Here is a 19,184-nt window from a genome sequence, read left to right on the forward strand (position 1 = left end):
GCCGATGAAACCTGAACTGTCGATTATCATTCCAATCTATAACGAACAGGATGGCCTGGCCAGCCTGTTCGCCCGCCTGTATCCGGCCCTCGATGCCCTGCAGACGAGCTACGAGATCCTTTTCATCAACGACGGCAGCCGCGACAACTCGGTAGCCCTCCTGGCCGAGCAGTTCCGCCAGCGCCCCGACGTCACGCGCGTGATTTTGTTCAACGGTAATTATGGCCAGCACATGGCCATCCTGGCCGGTTTTGAAGCGTCGCGCGGGCAGATCATGATCACGCTCGACGCCGACCTGCAAAACCCGCCCGAGGAAATCGGCAACCTGGTGGCGAAGATGCGCGAAGGCTACGATTACGTGGGTTCGATCCGGCGCAAGCGGCAAGATTCCGCCTGGCGCACGCTGGCCTCGAAAATGATGAACCGCCTGCGCGAACGCATCACCAACATCAAGATCACCGACCAGGGCAACATGCTGCGCGCCTATGGCCGCAATGTGATCGACCTGGTCAACCAGTGCGCGGAGGTCAACACCTTCGTGCCCGCGCTGGCCTACACCTTCGCCCGCAAGCCCACGGAAATTACCGTCGAGCATGAGGAGCGGGCGGCCGGGGAATCGAAATACTCGCTGTACAGCCTGATCCGCCTGAATTTCGACCTGGTCACGGGCTTTTCGCTGATTCCCCTGCAAATCTTTTCCATGCTGGGCATGCTGCTGTCGGCCAGTTCCGCCTTGCTGGTGGTGTACCTGCTGGTGCGCCGCTTCCTGCTGGGGGCGGAAGCCGAAGGCGTTTTCACGCTGTTTGCCATCGCCTTCTTCTTCATGGGCGTGATCCTGTTCGGCATCGGCCTGGTGGGCGAATACGTGGGACGCATCTTCCAGCAAGTGCGCGCCCGCCCCCGCTACGTGGTGCAGACCATCTTGCAGGATGGCATGGCCCAGGCGGAAGCGGAGGCCGCGCCGCACGTGCGCCTGGAAAAACGCCAGGTGGCCCGCTGATGGCCGCGCCACGCGCCGTCGTCTTCGGCTACCACAATGTCGGCGTGCGCTGCATCAAGGTGCTGCTGGCGGGCGGCGTCGATATCGCCCTGGTCGTCACGCACGAGGACAGTCCCACGGAAAACCTGTGGTTCGAATCCGTCGCCAGCCTGTGCCGGGAAGAAGGCATTGCGTACATCACGCCCGGCGACGCCCGCGCGCCGGAACTGCTGGCGCAGGTCCAGGCCGCCCAGCCGGACATGCTGTTCAGTTTTTACTACCGCCACATGCTGCCGGCTAGCATCCTGGAAGTCGCTCCCGCCTACAATATGCACGGCTCGCTGCTGCCGCAGTTCCGCGGCCGCGCGCCCGTCAACTGGGCCGTGCTGCATGGCGCCACGCAGACGGGCGCCAGCCTGCATGAAATGACCGTCAAGCCGGACGCCGGCGCCATCGTCGCGCAGACGGCCGTGCCCATCCTGCCCGACGACACGGCCTTCGAAGTCTTCGGCAAGGTGACGGTTGCCGCGGAACAAACCCTGTGGGGCGTGCTCCCGGGCTTGCTCGATGGCACGGCGCCGCGCCAGCCGAACGATCTGCGCCAGGGCGGCTACTTCGGCGGGCGCACGCCGGAAGACGGCCGCATCGACTGGAAATTACCGGCGCAACAGGTCTACAACCTGCACCGGGCAGTCGCGCCCCCGTATCCTGGCGCCTTTACAGAAGTCAACAATGTCGTTTACATCATCGAAAAAGCCCGTTTAAGCAAACAGCCTGCGGGAAGTTTGCCACCGGGCTTGGCGGTAGTGGATAATTGCATCTTTGGCGTCTGCGGAGACGGCCGCATGCTGGCCATTTCCGCGCTGAGGGCTGCCGGGGAGCCGATTTCGGCTCAGCAATTGCAAGCAAGTCTGACCACCCACGTCAGCACACACTGATATCACACAAGAGAATCTCACATGAAAAAAGTCCTCATCTTAGGCGTCAACGGCTTCATCGGCCACCACCTGTCCAAACGCATCCTGGAAACCACCGACTGGCATGTCTACGGCATGGACATGAACACGGACCGCATCACGGAATTGCTGGACGACGACAACTACAAGTCGCGCATGCACTTCTTTGAAGGCGACATCACGATCAACAAGGAATGGGTCGAGTACCACATCAAGAAATGCGACGTGATCCTGCCCCTGGTGGCCATCGCCACGCCATCGACCTACGTCAAGCAGCCGCTGCGCGTGTTCGAACTGGACTTCGAAGCCAACCTGCCCATCGTGCGCTCGGCCGCCAAGTACGGCAAGCACCTGGTCTTCCCGTCGACCTCGGAAGTGTATGGCATGTGCCACGACGAAGAGTTCGATCCGGAAAACTCGGAACTGATCTGCGGCCCGATCAACAAGCCGCGCTGGATCTATTCGAACGCCAAGCAGCTGATGGACCGCGTGATCTGGGGCTACGGCATGGAAGGCCTGAACTTCACCCTGTTCCGTCCCTTCAACTGGATCGGCGCCGGCCTGGACTCGATCCACACGCCGAAAGAAGGCTCCTCGCGCGTGGTGACGCAATTCTTTGGCCACATCGTGCGCGGCGAGAACATCTCGCTGGTCGACGGCGGCGCGCAAAAACGCGCGTTCACGTATATCGATGACGGCATCGATGCGCTGATCCGCATCATCGCCAACAAGAACGGCATCGCCAGCGGCAAGATCTACAACATTGGCAATCCGGTCAACAATTACTCGATCCGCGACCTGGCCGGCATGATGCTGACCCTGGCCGCCGAATATCCGGAATACGCCGAAGGCGCGAAACACGTGAAAATCGTGGAAACGACGTCGGGTGCCTATTACGGCGCCGGCTACCAGGACGTGCAGAACCGCGTGCCGAAAATCACGAATACCTGCGAAGAACTGGGCTGGGCGCCAAGCACCTCCATGGCCGATTCCCTGCGCAATATTTTCGATGCCTACCGCAGCCAGGTAGCCCAAGCCAAAGCACTGATGGATTAATGTTGAGCAAGCCGTTCCTGACCCTGAAGATCGACGTCGATACCTATCGCGGCACCCGCGAAGGCATGGGCAACCTGGTGCGCATGCTGCTGGCTCACCAGGCCAACGCCACCTTTTTGTTCTCGCTGGGCCCCGACCACACGGGCTGGGCCTTGCGACGCGCCTTGCGGCCCGGTTTTTTCAGCAAGGTGTCGCGCACTTCGGTGGTCGAACACTATGGCTTGAAAACATTGATGTATGGCACTTTGCTGCCGGGGCCCGATATCGGCAAGCAATGCGCGGCGCAACTGCGCGCCGTGCGCGATGCCGGCTTCGAGTGCGGCATCCACACCTGGGATCACACCCTGTGGCAAGACAACGTGGCCAAGCGCAACGCCGCCTGGACCATCAACATGATGCGCAAGGCCGCCAGCCGCTACGAACAGGTGTTCGGCACGAGGCCGCACACGCACGGCGCGGCCGGCTGGCAAATGAATGTCAGCGCCTTTGTCGAGCACGACACGGCCGGCTACCGCTACGCCTCGGATGGCCGCGCCATGCTCGACGAGCGGGGCGCCATGGCGCAGCCGGCGCAAGGTCCGCACCGCGTGCGCAATGGCAACACCATCCTGCAATGCGTGCAATTGCCGACCACCCTGCCGACCCTGGATGAATTGCTGGGCTGTGAAATCGACGGCAAGTTGATTACAACGAGCAATGTCGCCGCGCACATCCTGTCGCTGACGGCGGACACCCCCCGCGATCACGTGTATACCTTGCACGCGGAACTTGAAGGACAGAAACTCGCCCCCATTTTCGAGCAACTGCTGGCTGGCTGGAAAGCCCAGGGCTACCAGTTCGCGTCGATGGGCGATTATCATGACAAGATAAAAAACACGGACCTGCCCGTTTGCCCCATCACCTGGGATGAATTGCCAGGGCGTTCGGGACGCCTGATTGTGCAGGGCAAAGCGGCCTGAATGCTGTATTGTTGCACCTGGATGCGTTGCCAGGTTAAAAACAGCGCTGATGATCACCGTTCAGGAGAGAACCTGTGGCTGATAGCCAATCCCTCGTTAGCATTCCCGACTTTACCGCTGCCATGACCAGCGGCAAGACCTTCCAGTTGCTGGGCCGTCCGGCCAAGGCGACGGTATTGTTTTTTTATCCGAAGGACAATACTCCAGGCTGCACCACTGAAAACATCGCCTTCCGCGATGCTTATCCGCAGTTCGTCGCCGCCGGCGTGGAAATCTACGGCGTCAGCCGCGATTCCCTGCGCTCGCATGAAAGCTTCAAGGCCAAGCTGGACCTGCCGTTCGAACTGATTTCCGACCCGGACGAAGCCGTTTGCCAGCTGTTTAACGTCATGAAGATGAAACAGATGTATGGCAAGACGGTCCGCGGCGTCGAGCGCAGCACGTTTGTGATTGACGCCCAGGGCCGATTAATGAAAGAATGGAGAGGCGTGAAGGTCGCAACTCACGTGGAAGAAGTGCTGGAATTCGTAGCGCATCTGAAATGATCATCTGTCCTGGTCACATGCGCGTTGCCGGCTTCCAGCGAGCTTAGTTCAACCGCAGTTCAGTTCACGCTACCTATCGCCATTTTGAGTCAACGAAGCGCCTCCACCCACTGCGCCAGGCGGGCCACCAGCCCGTCGATAGCGTCCACGACCGGCCTTGCTGCCGGCCTTCCGGCAGTTATTCGTCCTGTAGCATTGTTGTTCCCCCGCATCCACCCCATGAGAAACGCCGCCGGAAGCTGGCTGCCCATGGGCGATTCATTCCAGAAATTTTTTGATTGAGATCCTGATGCCACTGCCAAAATTACCGAGCAAGCCAGCCACCATCCTGGCCACCCAAGATTACCCAACCGCAGGCGCAGCGCGCCCGGCCACGAAAACCCCGGCAGCCAAGAAAGTGGCTGCACCTGTCATGGAAGCGGCGATCGCCGAAGTTGCCAAGCCGATCCGCAATGCGGCCACGAAGATCAAGCAAGTGGCGGCCCTGATGGTCGCCAAGCCGGCGGCGAAGGGCAAGGTCACGCCGCTCAAGTCCGTCAAGCAAGCCGAGCAGCCGCATCCGGCCAAGCACAAGGCCGTCGAAGTGCAGCTCAAGTCGTCCGTCAGCCGCGCCGCCGACCAGCGCGGCCTGTCGAAGCTGTTTGTGCTCGACACCAACGTGCTGATGCACGATCCATCGTCGCTGTTCCGCTTCGAGGAACACGATGTGTACCTGCCGATGATGACCCTGGAAGAGCTGGACAACCACAAGAAGGGCATGACGGAAGTGGCGCGCAATGCCCGCCAGGTCTCGCGCACCCTCGACGCCCTGATCAGCAACACGGACGACGACGCCATCGAACACGGCATCCCCCTGTCCAAGCTGGGCAACAAGGATGCCAAGGGCCGTCTGTTCTTCCAGACGCGCCTGCAAAGCGCCGACTTGCCGGCTGGCTTGCCAGTAGGCAAGGCCGACAACCAGATCCTGGCCGTCGTGCGCTCGCTCGAGTCGGAGCAGGATGGCCGTCCCGTCGTGCTGGTGTCGAAGGACATCAACATGCGCATCAAGGCGCGCGCCCTGGGCTTGCCGGCCGAAGACTACTTCAATGACCATGTGCTGGAAGACACGGACTTGCTGTATTCGGGCATCGTGCAATTGCCGGACGACTTCTGGAACAAGCATGGCAAGGACATGGAATCGTGGCAGGAAAGCAAGAACGGCTACAGCTCCACGTTCTACCGCGTGACGGGCCCGTTCGTGCCGTCGCTGCTGGTCAACCAGTTCATCTACCTGGAACCGAAAAATGGCGAAGCGCCGTTCTACGGCCAGGTAAAGCAGATCAACGGCAAGACGGCCGTGCTGCAAACCCTGCGCGACTTCAGCCACACGAAGAACAATGTGTGGGGCGTGACGGCGCGCAACCGCGAGCAGAACTTCGCGCTGAACCTGCTGATGAACCCGGAATGCGACTTCGTCACCCTGCTGGGCCAGGCCGGTACCGGCAAGACCCTGCTGGCCCTGGCCGCCGGCCTGGCGCAAGTGCTGGAAACCAAGCTCTACAACGAAATCATCGTCACCCGCGTGACGGTGCCGGTGGGCGAAGACATCGGTTTCCTGCCGGGCACGGAAGAAGAAAAGATGTCGCCATGGATGGGCGCCTTCGACGACAACCTGGAAGTGCTGAACAAGTCCGACTCGGATGGCGGCGAATGGGGCCGCGCGGCAACGCAAGACCTGATCCGCTCGCGCATCAAGATCAAGTCGCTCAACTTCATGCGCGGCCGCACCTTCGTCAACAAGTTCCTGATCATCGATGAAGCGCAAAACCTGACGCCGAAACAGGTCAAGACCCTGGTCACGCGCGCCGGCCCCGGCACGAAGATCCTGTGCCTGGGCAACATCGCACAGATCGACACGCCTTACCTGACGGAAGGCTCGAGCGGCCTGACCTACGTGGTCGACCGCTTCAAGGGCTGGTCGCACAGCGGCCACGTCACCCTGGCGCGCGGCGAGCGTTCGCGCCTGGCCGACCACGCCAGCGAAGTGCTGTAAGTTGACGGGGCGGCGCCAGCCGCCTCAGTCATTGAAAAGCCCCGGCCGCAGCGATGCGGACGGGGCTTTTTTCATGTGCGCAGGTTTTCTTGGCGGCATGTTCTAATACCGCTCCTTTCCTCCAAGACACCTTTCCCGATGCATCCCGCCTTCCAGTTGCTGCTCTGCCTGATCCTCTTCATGTTCCTGCACATTTCCGTCATGGCCATCTGCGCCCGCGCGTTTGGCATAACGCTGCGCCAGGTCAGCTATGGCGTGGGTCCCACCCTGCTGCGCCTGGGAACAGTCCACGTCAAGCTGCTGCCGCTGGCGGGCAATGTGGCATTGAAAGATACGCGCGAGGAAACCTTGTATGACGACGATCCCTGCCGCGATGCGTACAACTTCCAGCCGCTGTGGAAGCAGGTGCTGCTGCCCCTGAGCGGCGTGGCCGTGCTGCTGGTCTTGTCGCTGGGCATCATGGGAGCTTCGGGCTGGGAGCGCTTTGTCGCCGCCTTCGGGCAAATCGCCGATGGCGCGCTGGCGCCGTTGTCGAGGGCGCAGGACTTGCTGGGTGACGGGGAACAATTTGCCCGTACACACGGCTTTGCGCAGGTGTTCGCCCTGTTCTCGTTGAAACTGTGCGCGTTCAACCTGCTGCCGTTTGCCAGCCTGAATGGCGGCCAGGCGCTGCTGACCATCATCCGCGGCGGCAAGCCGTATGTGGCGTGGGAAGAGCCGCTGGCGAAATGGCTGCTGCTGCCGGGGCTGGCAATCTTGCTGGCGTGGGCGGCGGCGTTCGGCTGCTATGGCTGGAAGGCGCTCGGGGCGTAAGGAAACGCCCCCAAGGCGCCCGGTCAGCCCACCAGCACCAGCTTGCGGTTGACGAATTCCATGATGCCCAGGTCCGACAACTCGCGGCCATAGCCCGAGTGCTTCACGCCGCCGAACGGCAGGTCGGGCGCCGTGATGGCCGGCGAGTTGATGAAGACCATGCCCGTCTCGATCCGGCTGGCCAAGCGCTTGCCGCGCGCCACGTCGGCCGTGATGATGGTGCCGCCCAGGCCGAATGGCGAATCGTTGGCCAGGGTGATCGCCGCGTTTTCATCCTCGACGCGGAAAATCATGGCGACAGGCGCAAAGAATTCCTGGTAATACACGGGATTCGATGGCGCCACCTCGGTCAGGATGGTGGGCTGCAGGAAATAGCCCTGGCGCGCGATGCGCTTGCCCCCCAACAGCACCTTGGCGCCGCCTTCCACGGCCTGGCCGATTTGCTTGACGGCCAGTTCCAGCGCGCCCTCGCTGGACAGGGGCGCCAGGGTGGTGTCAGCGTCCATCGGATCGCCTGGCTGCAATTTTTCCAGTTCCGCCTGGAAGCGTTGCAGGAAGACGTCGGCGACGCTGTCGAGCAAAATGAAGCGCTTCGAGCCATCGCAGACCTGGCCCGCGTTCTGGATGCGGCCGATGACGGCCAGCTTGACGGCCAGGTCCATGTCGGCGTCGTCGAGCACGATGAAGGCGTCGCTGCCGCCCAGTTCCATCGTGGTTTTCTTCAGGGCCTTGCCGGCCGTGGCCGCCACGGAGGCGCCGGCCCGCTCGCTGCCCGTCAGCGCCACGCCCTGCACGCGGGGGTCGGCAATGGCGGTGGCCACTTGCTCACTGGAAAAGAATGCATTCGTATACGCGCCCGCCGGCGCGCCCGCGTCGAGGAACAGCTTTTCAAACGCCAGCGCGCACTGGGGCACGTTGGACGCATGTTTCACCACCAAGGTATTGCCTGCCATCAGGTTCGGCCCGGCGACCCTGGCCAGCTGGTAATACGGGAAATTCCACGGTTCGACGCAGAAGATGACGCCCAGCGGCGCGATTTCCACCGTCGCCTCGCCGCGCTTGACGTCGAGCGGCTTGGGCGCCAGGAACTGCTCGGCATTGTCGGCGTAGTAATCGAGAATCTTCACGCACAGCGACACTTCCTGCTGCGCTTCCTTGAACAGCTTGCCCATTTCCAGCGTGATCAATTTGGCAAAGGCGTCACGCTGCTCTTTCAGCAGGGCCGCCGCCTGTTTCACCACGGCCTTGCGCTCGGCAAAGCTGCGCGTGCGCCAGTCGTTTTCATAGGTCGTGGCCGCCTTGGCCAGGATGCTTTCCATCTGCGCGTCGCTGTGCGGCGTGAAAGTCTGTTCGATCTGTTCGCTGTAGGGATTCGTGGTCTGGTAGCTCATCTGATTTCCTTGGTCGTGGCGCCCCGGGAGTGCGTGGGGTAGCTGGACAGTATGCAGGCGGGCGGCCAGCGCGACAGTACGCACGCGAACATAGCGGCCAATGAACACAGGCGCCGCGCGGCGCCTGTGGATGAATCGCTAGCCAGCCGGAACGGCTCAGTTCACCCGTTTGGCCGGCATGTCCTGCCCTTCCTGGCGCAGCACCAGTTGCTGCGTCTTGCCATCGGCATCCTTGCTGAAGCGCACTTCCGCATCGACTTCGTTGGAGAAGAACGCCGTGTCGCTCATCGGCAGCATGGCCAGCTTGCGGAAGCCCGTCACCTGGGCAAAGAATTTGTCGCCTTCGCGCGTGACTTCCAGGTAAACCTCGGGCGCCAGCGCATACTTGCCCACGTAGCCGTCGAATTGCGCGTGGCTCATGGCGACCACGGCGCGTGCCGGCTTGGCGGCGCTGGCGCGCTCATGCACCGATGTCGATTCGCCGCCATCGTTGAGGATCAGCTGGGCTTCGCCCTTCGGTCCCCGTTCGAATTCGGCGGTGGTGAGGGTATTTTCAATCAGGAAGCCATTCGGCGAATATGCCAGCAGGCGCTGCGCGGGACGGCCCGTGCGTTGCAGCAGCAGCTTGCCTTCGAAATTGCGGATCGTGTAGCCGGCCTTGTCATTGATCGCGTACACGCCCGCGTACGCGTCGAGGATGGCGGGCTTGAGGGTGATGACCTTGATCTCGGGATACGGCCGGCCCACGGCGACAGCGGCCGCCTTGCGCGCCACCACGTCCGGGTCGACCAGGCCCGTGTCCGCATTTTCCAGCACGGCCACGTAGACTTTTTCCTTGGGCAGGCGCATCGCATACGTGGCGTAGCCATTGATGCCGCCGCCATGGTGGATGACGGGGGTGTCTTGCCAGGTGCCCAGCATCCAGCCATAGCCGTAGCGGGTAGCCTTGCCATCGTTCAGTTTTACCGGCGTGAACGCCTGCTGCCAGGTGGCGGCCTTGAGCAGCTTGCCCTCGGAGATGGCGGCATCCCAGCGCGCCAGGTCGTCCACCGTGGAGACCAGCGCCCCGGCCGCATACGGCTGCGTCATGCTTAATGGCAGGCTGGGCGCATAGGCCTCGCCAGAACGGATGTGTCCGGCCGCGCGCTTGCCAGGCTGGCGCTCGTGGCCTTCGTAGGCCGTGTCGTTCATGCCCAGCGGCACGAAAATCTGCTGTTCCACGAAGGTGGCATACGGCTGGCCCGAGGCTTTTTCAATGATGGCGCCCAGCAGGACATAGCCGGAGCTGCTGTAGCGCCACTGCGCGCCCGGCTCGAAATCGGGCGGATCGCTCTTGAAGAAATCGATCATCTGCGCCACGCTCAGGTCTTTCGTGCTGTTGGGTACGAACTCAGGCTTGAGCGTGTAGTCGTGGATGCCGGACGTGTGCGCAAGCAGCTGCGCGACCGTGATCCGCTTGCCGTGGGTCGGGTAGTCGGGCAGGAATTTGCTGATGTCATCGGTGACGGCCAGCTTGCCCTGGTCGGCCAGCAGCAGGATGGCGACGGCCGTGAACTGCTTGGAAATCGACCCCAGGCGCAGCGACATGTCCGGCGTCAGCGGGCTGCCATCCTGCACGCTGGCCAGGCCATACGCCTTGCGCAGCAGGGGCTGGCCATCCTTGACGACGATGACGACGGCGCCCGGCTCGGTGGACTTGTAATACGGCGCGATGCTGGCGTCGATCTGCGCGGCCAGCGCTTGCTGCCGCTGGCTCAATGGGGCGGGTTCGCCGGCCCAGCCGGCAGGCGCTTGCAACAGGATCAGGGTGGCGAGGCAGATGCTGGAAACTTTAAACATGCAGATCACTTTCACAGGAAGGATAAACAAGCATGGCCATGCCCCTGGCGGCGGCTATCGGGATGACGTGTTCGCCTTGGAAAACAGGTCCAAGTCGCCCACTCAGCGTAACAGAGCCGCCGCGCGCAATTCTCCCCATTTGTCACATTGATAATTCCTGGCCGCTTGACGCTATGCTTTTGCGCATAGCTGTCGTATGCTCGAAGCACTGGCTTACGGCCATTCGCAAAGGACCGATTATTTTCACGCTCGACACCTGTGGCAAGCACCTGGCGCTGTGGACCATCCGCGCCTACCAGCGGTATTTATCACCATGGAAAGGCTTTTCCTGCGCCTACCGCGTGCTGACGGGACGCGACAGCTGCTCCGCGTATGGTTACAAGGTCATCGCCCGACATGGCTTGCGCGCGGGACTGCCCTTGTTGCAGCGCCGCCTGCGCGCCTGCGGCGAGCGGCACCGCCAGCACCTCGCGCGGCAGCCCCAGGCACGGCACAGGGCGCGTCGCCAGGCGCAGGCGGGCTATTGTGACTGCGACCTGCCGTGCGATCTGCCGTCGATGGACTGCCTGGACAAGGCATGCGGCGCAGCCGATATTGTCGACTGCTGCGACTGGCCGTGGCAAAAAAAGAAGGATCATCGCCATTAACAGCAAGAGCCGCACGCAGGGGAGTTAATTACAAATGAAATATTCATTCATGAAATGAATAACGCCTATCCTCACTGTGAATTGGCCGGCAGCAAAGCTGCGGCCTATACTCATGCCGTCTCCTCTACACTGCTCCCCATGCACACCCAGCTCGGCCCGCACACACTGCGGGCTTTTTGTTCCCGGCATTTGCCACTCTGCCATTCCACGCAATGGTTTTTCCATCACAAGAACAGGTCACGGCTTGCATCGTCAGCCCGATACCCGACAGGGAGCACGTCATGATCGTGCGCGAGCGTCCTTCGGCGCTACGGCTGTTCCTGGTGGTGCGCGGCTCCGTCCTGCCCCGCATCCGCACCACCCTCATCGTCAATACCCTGATCGCCACCATCGTCACCTGGTGCCATGGCACGCTGTTCGATCATAAAGTCATCCTCACCACCATCCCGTTTACCCTGATCGGCCTGCCGCTGGCCATCTTCCTGGGTTTCCGCAACACGGCCGCCTACGACCGCTACTGGGAAGCGCGCAAATTGTGGGGCGAGCTCGTTTTGCGTAGCCGCAATTTCTCGCGCCAGTGCCAGACCATGATCCGCAGCGACACGCTGGCGCACGCCAAGCTGGGCCTCGATGACGTGCGCGTGCGCATGATCTACCGCACCATCGCCTTTTGCCATGCGCTGCGCCACCAGTTGCGCGACACGCGCGGCCCGGCCGACCTGCAGCCGCTGCTGCGCCCGGACGAGTGGGCCATGGCCTGCAAGGCGACGAATCCGTCCGACTACCTGATGCTGCAAATGGGCCACGACCTGGCCGACTGCGTTCGGCAAGGCCGCATCGACAGCATGCTTGCCGCGCAGATCGATAACACGGTCTCGGCCATGGTGGGCGCGGGCGCCTCGTGCGAACGCATCCGCAGCACGCCGATTCCGTTCTCGTATTCGCTGCTGCTGCACCGCACTGCCTACCTGTACTGTTTCCTGCTGCCCTTCGGCCTCGTCGATTCGCTCGGCTTCATGACGCCGTTCGTCGTCGCCATCGTCGCCTACACCTTCTTCGGCCTCGATGCGCTCGGCGACGAGATCGAGGAACCGTTCGGCGAGGATGCCAACGATTTGCCCCTGTCGGCCATGTGCCGCGCCATCGAAATCAGCCTGCGCGAATCCTTGCAGGACGACAATGTGCCGCCGCCCATGCAAGCCAACGATTATTTGCTGCATTAACAGCCGCGGCCACGCTTCCGCTTGACCTTACCACCGGGGCAAGGATTACAGTGGAAGCACTTAATCATTCAAGGAGTGCTTGCCATGTATCAGTTACAAGTTGAAAACATGAGCTGCGGCCATTGCGTCGGCTCGGTCACGAAAGCGGTGCAGGGCATCGACCCCGCCGCCCAGGTGCAGATCGACCTGGCCAGCAAGAGCGTCAAGGTGGAATCGGCCGCCGACCTGGGCGCCATCAGCGCCGCCATCGTGGAAGCGGGCTACCCCGTCACCAGCGCGCAATAAGCGCACCAGCAGCAAGCAGACAGCCGGCCTTTGCGCCGGCTGTCGTCGTTTACCCGTCCAGTTCAGGGTAATGGCGGAAGATGCCGTCCTGGTTGAACGCGATCCGGCGCTTCGACTGCAGGTAGCGGGCGATATTCGGCCGCGCCGCCACTGCATCGTGCAGCGCGAACAGGGCGGGATACCGGGGCGCCAGGCGCGCCATGGCTTGCGGAAACGCGTAGCGCAGGCCTGCCAGCATCTGGAACAGCGACAGGTCGCCGTAGGTGAGCCTTGCACCGACGAGGAAATGGCCCCGGCTGCGATTATTCAGCAGCACGTGCGTGAAGTAATCGAGGAACTTGGGCAGGCGCGTGGCGCGGAAATCCGCGCTGCGCAGCAGGGCCGCCTGTTTTTGCTCCTCGTAATATTGATTCATCGACAGCGGGTGGTGCGTGTCATGCACTTCCGTCAGCCAGTCGGCCATGGTCAGTTGCAGCTGGTTCAGCCACAGGCGCCCGCTGTCCGCCCTCGGCGCCAGGCCCAGGCGCCGGCCCAGGTAGAACAGGATGTTCGGCGTCTGGCCGATCAGCAACTCGCCATCGCGCAGCACGGGCGGCGCATACGCCGCGTGGGGCGTGCTGTCGCCATCGAGGCAGGCCAGCATGGCGGACACGCCCTGCCCCTTGCGTTCGGGCAAACGGGCGATGTCGCGGTAGTCGGCGCCCGCCTCTTCCAGCGCCAGCCGGATGAATTCGCCACGTCCCTGTATCGTGGGCCAGTAATACAGTTCATACGCCATGCCGTCCCCCTTGTTTCAGTTTAATGGCAACACGCTTTCGCCTCCGTGTCGCTGGCCAGGCCCAGGCTTTGCAGGATGGGGCAATCGGGCTTGTCGTCGCCATGGCACGATTGCGCCAGGTGGGCCAGGGTGTCGCGCATCTCCGTCAGCTCCGCGATGCGCTGGTTCAAGTCCGCCACATGCGCCAGGGCGATGCCTTTCACGTCCGCGCTGGCGCGCTGGTCGTTTTGCCATAGCGACAGCAGCTCGCGGATCTGCTCCAGCGAGAAGCCCAGCCCCCGCGCGCGCTTGATGAAGCGCAGCGCGTGCAAGTCGTTGGGCGTGTAGATGCGGTAGCCCGCGTCGCTGCGCGCGCTGGGTTTTAACAGGGAAATGCTCTCGTAGTAGCGTATCATTTTTGCCGACACGCCCGTTTCACTGGCTGCCTGTCCGATATTCATCCTATGACTCCTTGGTATGCGCACTGGCCGCATCACTGCTGGCTGTCCAGCGGCGCAGCAGCAGGGCATTGCTGATCACGCTGACGGAACTGAAGGCCATCGCCGCGCCCGCCACCATGGGGTTGAGCAAGCCGAAGGCGGCCAGCGGAATGCCGATCATATTGTAAATAAATGCCCAGAACAGATTCTGCCGTATCTTGCTGTAGGTGCGGCGCGAGATATCGATGGCGTCCGCCACCAGGGCCGGATCGCCGCGCATCAGGGTAATGCCGGCCGCATGCATGGCCACGTCCGTGCCCGTCGACATGGCGATGCCCACGTCGGCCGCCGCCAGCGCGGGCGCATCGTTGATGCCGTCGCCCACCATGGCCACCTTCGCGCCCTCGCCTTTCAGCGCGACAATTTTAGCGGTTTTATCGCCAGGCAGCATTTTCGCCACCACCGTGTCGATACCCAGCAGCTTGCCGACGGCGTCGGCGCTGCCCTGGTTGTCGCCCGTCAGCATCACCGTGCGGATGCCCAGGGTATGCAGATGGGCAATCGCGGCTTGCGCGTTGGGCTTGACCTGATCGGAAAAGGCGAACAGTCCCAGCAATTGGGTGCCCGAGGCCAGCCAGGAAATCGTGTTGCCCGTGTTTTCCAAGGACAAGGCCTGGGCCGCCAAAGGCGCCATGTCCACGCCCTCTTCCTGCATCAAGCGCGTGCTGCCCAGTTTCAACGCCAGCCCGTCGACGCGGGCTGCCAGGCCGCGCCCCGGCAAGGCCGACAGGGCCGTGGCGGGCAAGGCCTCGATGTGGCGCGCGCTGGCCGCGTCCAGCACGGCCGTGGCCAGGCTGTGTTCGCTGCCGCGCTGGATGCTGGCCGCCAGCTGCAACAGCCGGGCTTCATCGATGCCATGCGCATGCAGGGCCGCCAGGGCAGGCTTGCCCACCGTCAGGGTGCCCGTCTTGTCGAACACGACGGTGGTGACGGCGTGCGCCACTTCCAGCGCTTCCGCATCCTTGATCAAAATGCCGTAGCGGGCGGCCACGCCCGTGCCGGCCATGATGGCCGTCGGCGTGGCCAGGCCCAGCGCGCAGGGGCAGGCGATGACCAGCACGGCGACGGCATTGATGATGGCGTTCTCCAGCTCGCCCGTGGCGAACCACCAGCCCAGCATGGTCAGCAGCGCCAGCACCAGCACCACGGGCACAAAGATGGCGCTGACCTTGTCGACCAGGTGCTGGATCGGCGCCTTGGCCGCCTGCGCATCTTCCACCAGGCGGATGATGCGCGACAGGGTCGTCTCGCCGCCCACGGCCTGCGTGCGCACCAGCAGCAAGCCATCGGCATTGATGGAGCCGCCCGTCACCTTGTCGCCCGGATGCTTGTCGACGGGCAGGCTTTCGCCCGTGATCAGCGATTCATTGATCTGGCTGGCGCCCTCCACCACCACGCCGTCGACGGCCACCCGCTCGCCGGGACGGATCACCACCAGGTCGCCCACTTTGACCTGTTCCACGGGCAAGTCGAGTTCCACGCCATCGCGGCGCACGCGGGCCGAATCCGGACGCAGCACCTGCAGCGCGCGGATGGCCGAGGCCGTCTGGCGCTTGGCGCGGCTTTCCAGCCATTTGCCCAGCAATACGAGGGTGATGACGACGGCCGACGCTTCGAAATACAGGTGCGGCAGGATTTCACCCGCCGTCAGCCACTGGTAGACGGACAGGCCATACGCGGCGCTCGTGCCCAGCGCCACCAGCAAATCCATATTGCCGCTGCCGGCGCGGGCCGCTTTCCAGCCCGCCTTGTAGAAGCGCGCGCCAAAATAGAATTGCACGGGCGTGGCCAGCGCGAACTGCAGCCAGCCGGGCAGCATCAGGTGGATGCCGGCCCATTCGAGCAGCATGGGCAGCATCAGGGGGAAGGCCAGCACGGCCGCCAATGCCACCTTCATGCCATCGCGGTTCGGCGCGGCCACGGGCGCGCGGGACTGGCTGGCGGCGGGCAGGCTGGCCGCATAGCCGGCCTTGTCGATGGCGGCGATCAGGGCAGCCGCATCGGCCTCGCCCGTCACCTTGACGCGCGCGCTCTCCGTGGCCAGGTTGACGCTGGCAGCGAGCACGCCCGGCACTTTCAGCACGGCCTTTTCCACCCGGCCCACGCAGGAGGCGCACGTCATGCCGGCGATGTTCAGGTCGATCTCGCGCTGGGCCACCGAGTAGCCGGCCTTTTCCACGGCCGCCTGCAAGGTGGCCAGGGGGATCGGCGAGCCGGACGTGACCCTGGCCATCTCGGTGGCCAGGTTGACCGTGGCCTGGCTGACGCCGGGTACGGCGGCCAGGGCTTTTTCCACGCGGCCCACGCACGAGGCGCAGCTCATGCCTTCGATGGCCAGGGCCTGCGCATGGGGCGCAGAGGTAGTAGTGTCGGGAGCGAGTGCGGTCTGGTGCATGGCAGATCCTGTGCGAAAGATTAACTGATGCAATCAGGATCTGCTATCCAACGATGGGAAGGTCAAGCCCTATTTGCAAGGTGCGGCGCTTGCCTGACCGGCATGCTCAGCGCACCACGCAATCGACGTTGGCCGCCTTGTTGCCGCCGCCCCCGCCCGATGGCGGCGTCGGCACCGAAAACGCGGGTGGCGGTGCGAACTGCAGGCCGGGATTGAGGGGCACGACCATGGGCGGCTGCCGGAAGTTGGGCGTGAAGCCGAACTGGCCGGCGGCAAAGTTTTGCGACCCGGCAGGATTGGCCACATGAATCAGGCCGTCGAGCACCTGCACATACAGCCCAGGCGGCAGCATCGTCGACGCGGGCGCCGCCGGCACGGACGGCCCGCCAGGCGGTGCCGGCGGCACGACGCTGGCAATGAAGGTGGTGCCGCGGATGCCGATGGTGGCGGCCGGCGTCTTCATCTCGAAGCGCTCCTTGTTGCGCTTGCCAAGCAAGCCCGTCACGGAACGCAAGCCGCCCTTGAGCAGGCTGAACACGGCATGGTCGCCATCGGGCTGCTCGGCCGTGTAGGCAAATTGTTCGATCACGAAACTGGTACTCGGCTTCAAGGTGATCTCGCTATTGTCGATCAGCTTGATCAAGGCGTAAGTCTCCTTTTCCGTCAGCAAGGTGTCGCCCTGCTCGACCTCGGACTTGATGGCCAGCAACTTCACCTTGCCATCCGCCTTCTTGACCATCAGCGGGCCGCTCAGCTGCATCACCGTGCCGGCCACCTGGCCAGCCCAGGCGTGCGCGCCCAGGCACGTCAGGGCCAGCCACAGCAGGGCCTTAGTTGCAATACATTTTTTTAACGACATCATCGAATTTGTATCCTGTTGGTTTATCTGTCGGGCCCGCGACATCGCTGTCACCCTTCTTCTTGTCATCGGCCTTCTTGTCAGCAAGCAAAACTGGCGTAGCCATGTCATTGGCCCGGTCCGCCTGCTTGATGATGCCCAGCGCGTTGTCGATGGCCGCGTTCACGCCGGGAGTGATGATGGGAGGATCGATGGTGGTGGCGGGCAGGAAGATGGCGTCCGCCATGCTCACCGTGCCATTCGGCGCCAGCAGGGTCACGCCGCTGCGCTGGCGGTTGATGCGCACGCCGGACGCGCCCGTGATGCTGCCCGTTTTCGCCAGCACGCTCATGCTGGCCGCCGCCGGCAGGGTAAAGCTGGCCGTATCCGCAAAGCGCACGTTGCCGCCCGCGCTGGCGCTCACATTGCCGCCGCTGACGACCCGCGCATTGCCGCCGGCACTGATGTCGCGCCCGGCCGTCAGGCTGACATCGCGCGCCGCCAGCAATTGCGCGCCGTCGCCGAGCACCACGTCCGTGCTGGCATTGAGGACGATATCGCTGCCCTCGATCTTGCCGTTCACGCTGACAGGGCTGTGCGCCGTCAAGGTGACATTGCCGCCATTCGCATTGATATCGCCGGCCGCGATGGCACCCGTGTTATCGATGGCGATATTGCCCGCGCCCGTGACAAGCGTACCCAGAGTCAACTGGCCTGGCGCCGAGATATTGTTCAGGACGATGCCGCCACCCGCGCTATTGCTGGCGGTAAAATTGCCCACCTGGTTGCCCGCGTTGCCCAGTACGATGCCATTGCGCGCCTGCGCCGTCAGGCTGCCGGCGACCACGGCGCCATCCTGGCCGATGGCGCCGTTCAGGGCGTTCAGCTGTATAGCGTTCGCCGACAGGCTGGCAAAACGCAGGTCGCCGTTCGCTTGCGTGATGGCCAGCTGGCCCGCCAGGCGGATGGCGCCGGCAAGCTGGTTGAAGCTATTGGCGACCAGCAAATTGCCATTGCCGCTCAACATGCCGCCGCCTTGCGCATAACGGTCGGCCGACAAGCTGCCATTCAACAGCAAGTTGCCGCCATTAATTTCCAGCCCGGCCAGGCCGCCCAGCACGGAGCGGTCCAGCACGCTTTCGCCCAGGGTCAGGCTGCCCCCCGTCAACAGCAGGCCCGAGGCCGAATTCAGGTTTTTCAGGCTGGTATTGCCGGCCGCCGCGCTGTAGGTCACGACGCCGCTGCTGTGTGAAAAATCGACGGCCACCACGTTGGCGCCCTCCGGCACCACGCCACCATCCCAGTTGGCGGCATCGCTCCACAAGCCATTGCCGCTGCCTATCCAGGTGGACAGCTGCTTTTGCGCGATGCTCGCCTGGGTCGTGCCGCCCGTCGTATCCAAGGTGTAGTTCCCCGCGTCGGCGCCCGCCAGGCGGAAGCCGCTGGCCGTCACCAGCTTGCCCGCGCCCGCGTTCTTGTCGGCAAAGCTGCCGCTGCCGCCCACCACGCTGACCACGTCCTGGCCCAGCACGCCATTTGCCGTGGCGCTCACCGTGGCGCTGGTGGTGCCGTCATACACTTTGTTGCCTGCATTTAAGCCGCCCAGGGTCAGGCTGGCGGGCGTGATGCTGGCCAGCAAACCCGTCGGCAAGACGATGAAGTAATTGCCCGCATCCTGGCCGGCCAGTTCCACGCCACGCAAGGTCACGGCCTTGCCGCTGCCCACGTTCTTGTCGGTGAAGCTGGCGGACGCCAGCACATTGACACGGTCGCCCGCGATACGGTCATCACCCAGGATCACCGTGGCGCCCGTCGTGCCATCGTAGACTTTGTTGCCGGCAGCACCGGACAGGTTCAAGGCGCGCGCGGCGATGTCGGCCGTGGTGCTGCCGCTGTTCGCGTTGAGCACATAGTTGCCCGCATCAATCCCGTTCAAACCCACGTTCGTCACGCTGACAGTTTTACCCGT

Annotated in this window: 17 protein-coding genes; 10 read left to right on the forward strand and 7 right to left on the reverse strand. The window is 63.3% G+C overall.

Annotation, left to right across the window (positions count from 1 at the left end; translation table 11 throughout):
- Positions 1–4: 4 nt before the first annotated feature.
- From BM193_RS03260 to BM193_RS03290, 7 genes are all read left to right on the forward strand, one after another.
- Positions 5–1,000: a glycosyltransferase gene (locus BM193_RS03260; RefSeq protein ID WP_254785808.1), complete on the forward strand. Its 996-nt coding sequence runs from the start codon at positions 5–7 to the stop codon at positions 998–1,000.
- Positions 1,000–1,917: a formyltransferase gene (locus BM193_RS03265; protein ID WP_092795335.1), complete on the forward strand. Its 918-nt coding sequence runs from the start codon at positions 1,000–1,002 to the stop codon at positions 1,915–1,917. Before BM193_RS03260 ends, BM193_RS03265 begins: the two co-directional genes overlap by 1 nt.
- A 21-nt stretch (positions 1,918–1,938) precedes the next feature.
- Positions 1,939–2,991 (forward strand): bifunctional UDP-4-keto-pentose/UDP-xylose synthase, encoded by a 1,053-nt coding sequence (locus tag BM193_RS03270; RefSeq protein WP_092795337.1) that lies wholly within the window; start codon positions 1,939–1,941, stop codon positions 2,989–2,991.
- On the forward strand, positions 2,991–3,950 hold the full coding sequence (locus BM193_RS03275) for a polysaccharide deacetylase family protein (protein WP_092795339.1): 960 nt from the start codon (positions 2,991–2,993) through the stop codon (positions 3,948–3,950). Before BM193_RS03270 ends, BM193_RS03275 begins: the two co-directional genes overlap by 1 nt.
- Positions 3,951–4,024: 74 nt before the next feature.
- Positions 4,025–4,495, forward strand: coding sequence for a peroxiredoxin (locus tag BM193_RS03280; protein ID WP_092795342.1), 471 nt, complete (start codon positions 4,025–4,027; stop codon positions 4,493–4,495).
- Between the two features lie 289 nt (positions 4,496–4,784).
- On the forward strand, positions 4,785–6,527 hold the full coding sequence (locus BM193_RS03285; protein WP_092795344.1) for a PhoH family protein: 1,743 nt from the start codon (positions 4,785–4,787) through the stop codon (positions 6,525–6,527).
- Positions 6,528–6,665: 138 nt separating this feature from the next.
- A complete protein-coding gene (locus BM193_RS03290) occupies positions 6,666–7,340 on the forward strand; it encodes a site-2 protease family protein (protein WP_092795347.1) in 675 nt (224 codons plus the stop codon).
- 23 nt (positions 7,341–7,363) lie between these two features.
- Here BM193_RS03290 and BM193_RS03295 read toward each other — a convergent pair whose 3' ends face one another.
- Both BM193_RS03295 and BM193_RS03300 read right to left on the reverse strand, forming a co-directional pair.
- Entirely contained in the window at positions 7,364–8,731 is a 1,368-nt protein-coding gene (locus BM193_RS03295) for an NAD-dependent succinate-semialdehyde dehydrogenase (RefSeq protein WP_092795349.1), read from the reverse strand.
- Positions 8,732–8,887: 156 nt separating this feature from the next.
- Entirely contained in the window at positions 8,888–10,570 is a 1,683-nt protein-coding gene (locus tag BM193_RS03300) for a serine hydrolase (RefSeq protein WP_092795351.1), read from the reverse strand.
- A gap of 32 nt (positions 10,571–10,602) precedes the next feature.
- Here BM193_RS03300 and yidD point away from each other — a divergent pair, with 32 nt between their 5' ends.
- The 3 genes from yidD to BM193_RS03315 all read left to right on the forward strand — a co-directional run bounded on the left by yidD (position 10,603) and on the right by BM193_RS03315 (position 12,725).
- Positions 10,603–11,217, forward strand: a complete 615-nt coding sequence (gene yidD, locus BM193_RS03305; protein ID WP_254785812.1) for a membrane protein insertion efficiency factor YidD — start codon at positions 10,603–10,605, stop codon at positions 11,215–11,217.
- Between the two features lie 281 nt (positions 11,218–11,498).
- Positions 11,499–12,440, forward strand: a complete 942-nt coding sequence (locus tag BM193_RS03310; RefSeq protein ID WP_092795355.1) for a bestrophin family protein — start codon at positions 11,499–11,501, stop codon at positions 12,438–12,440.
- Between the two features lie 84 nt (positions 12,441–12,524).
- Positions 12,525–12,725, forward strand: a complete 201-nt coding sequence (locus tag BM193_RS03315; protein ID WP_092795357.1) for a heavy-metal-associated domain-containing protein — start codon at positions 12,525–12,527, stop codon at positions 12,723–12,725.
- 49 nt (positions 12,726–12,774) lie between these two features.
- Here BM193_RS03315 and BM193_RS03320 read toward each other — a convergent pair whose 3' ends face one another.
- The 5 genes from BM193_RS03320 to BM193_RS28665 all read right to left on the reverse strand — a co-directional run.
- Positions 12,775–13,503, reverse strand: a complete 729-nt coding sequence (locus tag BM193_RS03320; protein ID WP_092795359.1) for a glutathione S-transferase — start codon at positions 13,501–13,503, stop codon at positions 12,775–12,777.
- Positions 13,504–13,523: 20 nt separating this feature from the next.
- The gene (gene cueR, locus BM193_RS03325) at positions 13,524–13,943 is read right to left on the reverse strand and encodes a Cu(I)-responsive transcriptional regulator (RefSeq protein ID WP_092795361.1); all 420 of its coding nucleotides are present in this window, start codon (positions 13,941–13,943) and stop codon (positions 13,524–13,526) included.
- Position 13,944: 1 nt separating this feature from the next.
- Positions 13,945–16,377 (reverse strand): heavy metal translocating P-type ATPase, encoded by a 2,433-nt coding sequence (locus BM193_RS03330; RefSeq protein WP_092795363.1) that lies wholly within the window; start codon positions 16,375–16,377, stop codon positions 13,945–13,947.
- A 106-nt stretch (positions 16,378–16,483) separates the two neighbouring features.
- On the reverse strand, positions 16,484–17,239 hold the full coding sequence (locus BM193_RS03335) for a FecR family protein (RefSeq protein ID WP_254785814.1): 756 nt from the start codon (positions 17,237–17,239) through the stop codon (positions 16,484–16,486).
- Positions 17,208–19,184, reverse strand: a 1,977-nt coding sequence (locus BM193_RS28665) for a YDG domain-containing protein (protein ID WP_254785815.1), incomplete at its 5' end; no start/stop codon positions are given. The genes BM193_RS28665 and BM193_RS03335, both read right to left, overlap by 32 nt.

Origin of the sequence: Janthinobacterium sp. 344 (assembly GCF_900112025.1) — a bacterium.
Lineage (GTDB): Bacteria > Pseudomonadota > Gammaproteobacteria > Burkholderiales > Burkholderiaceae_D > Janthinobacterium.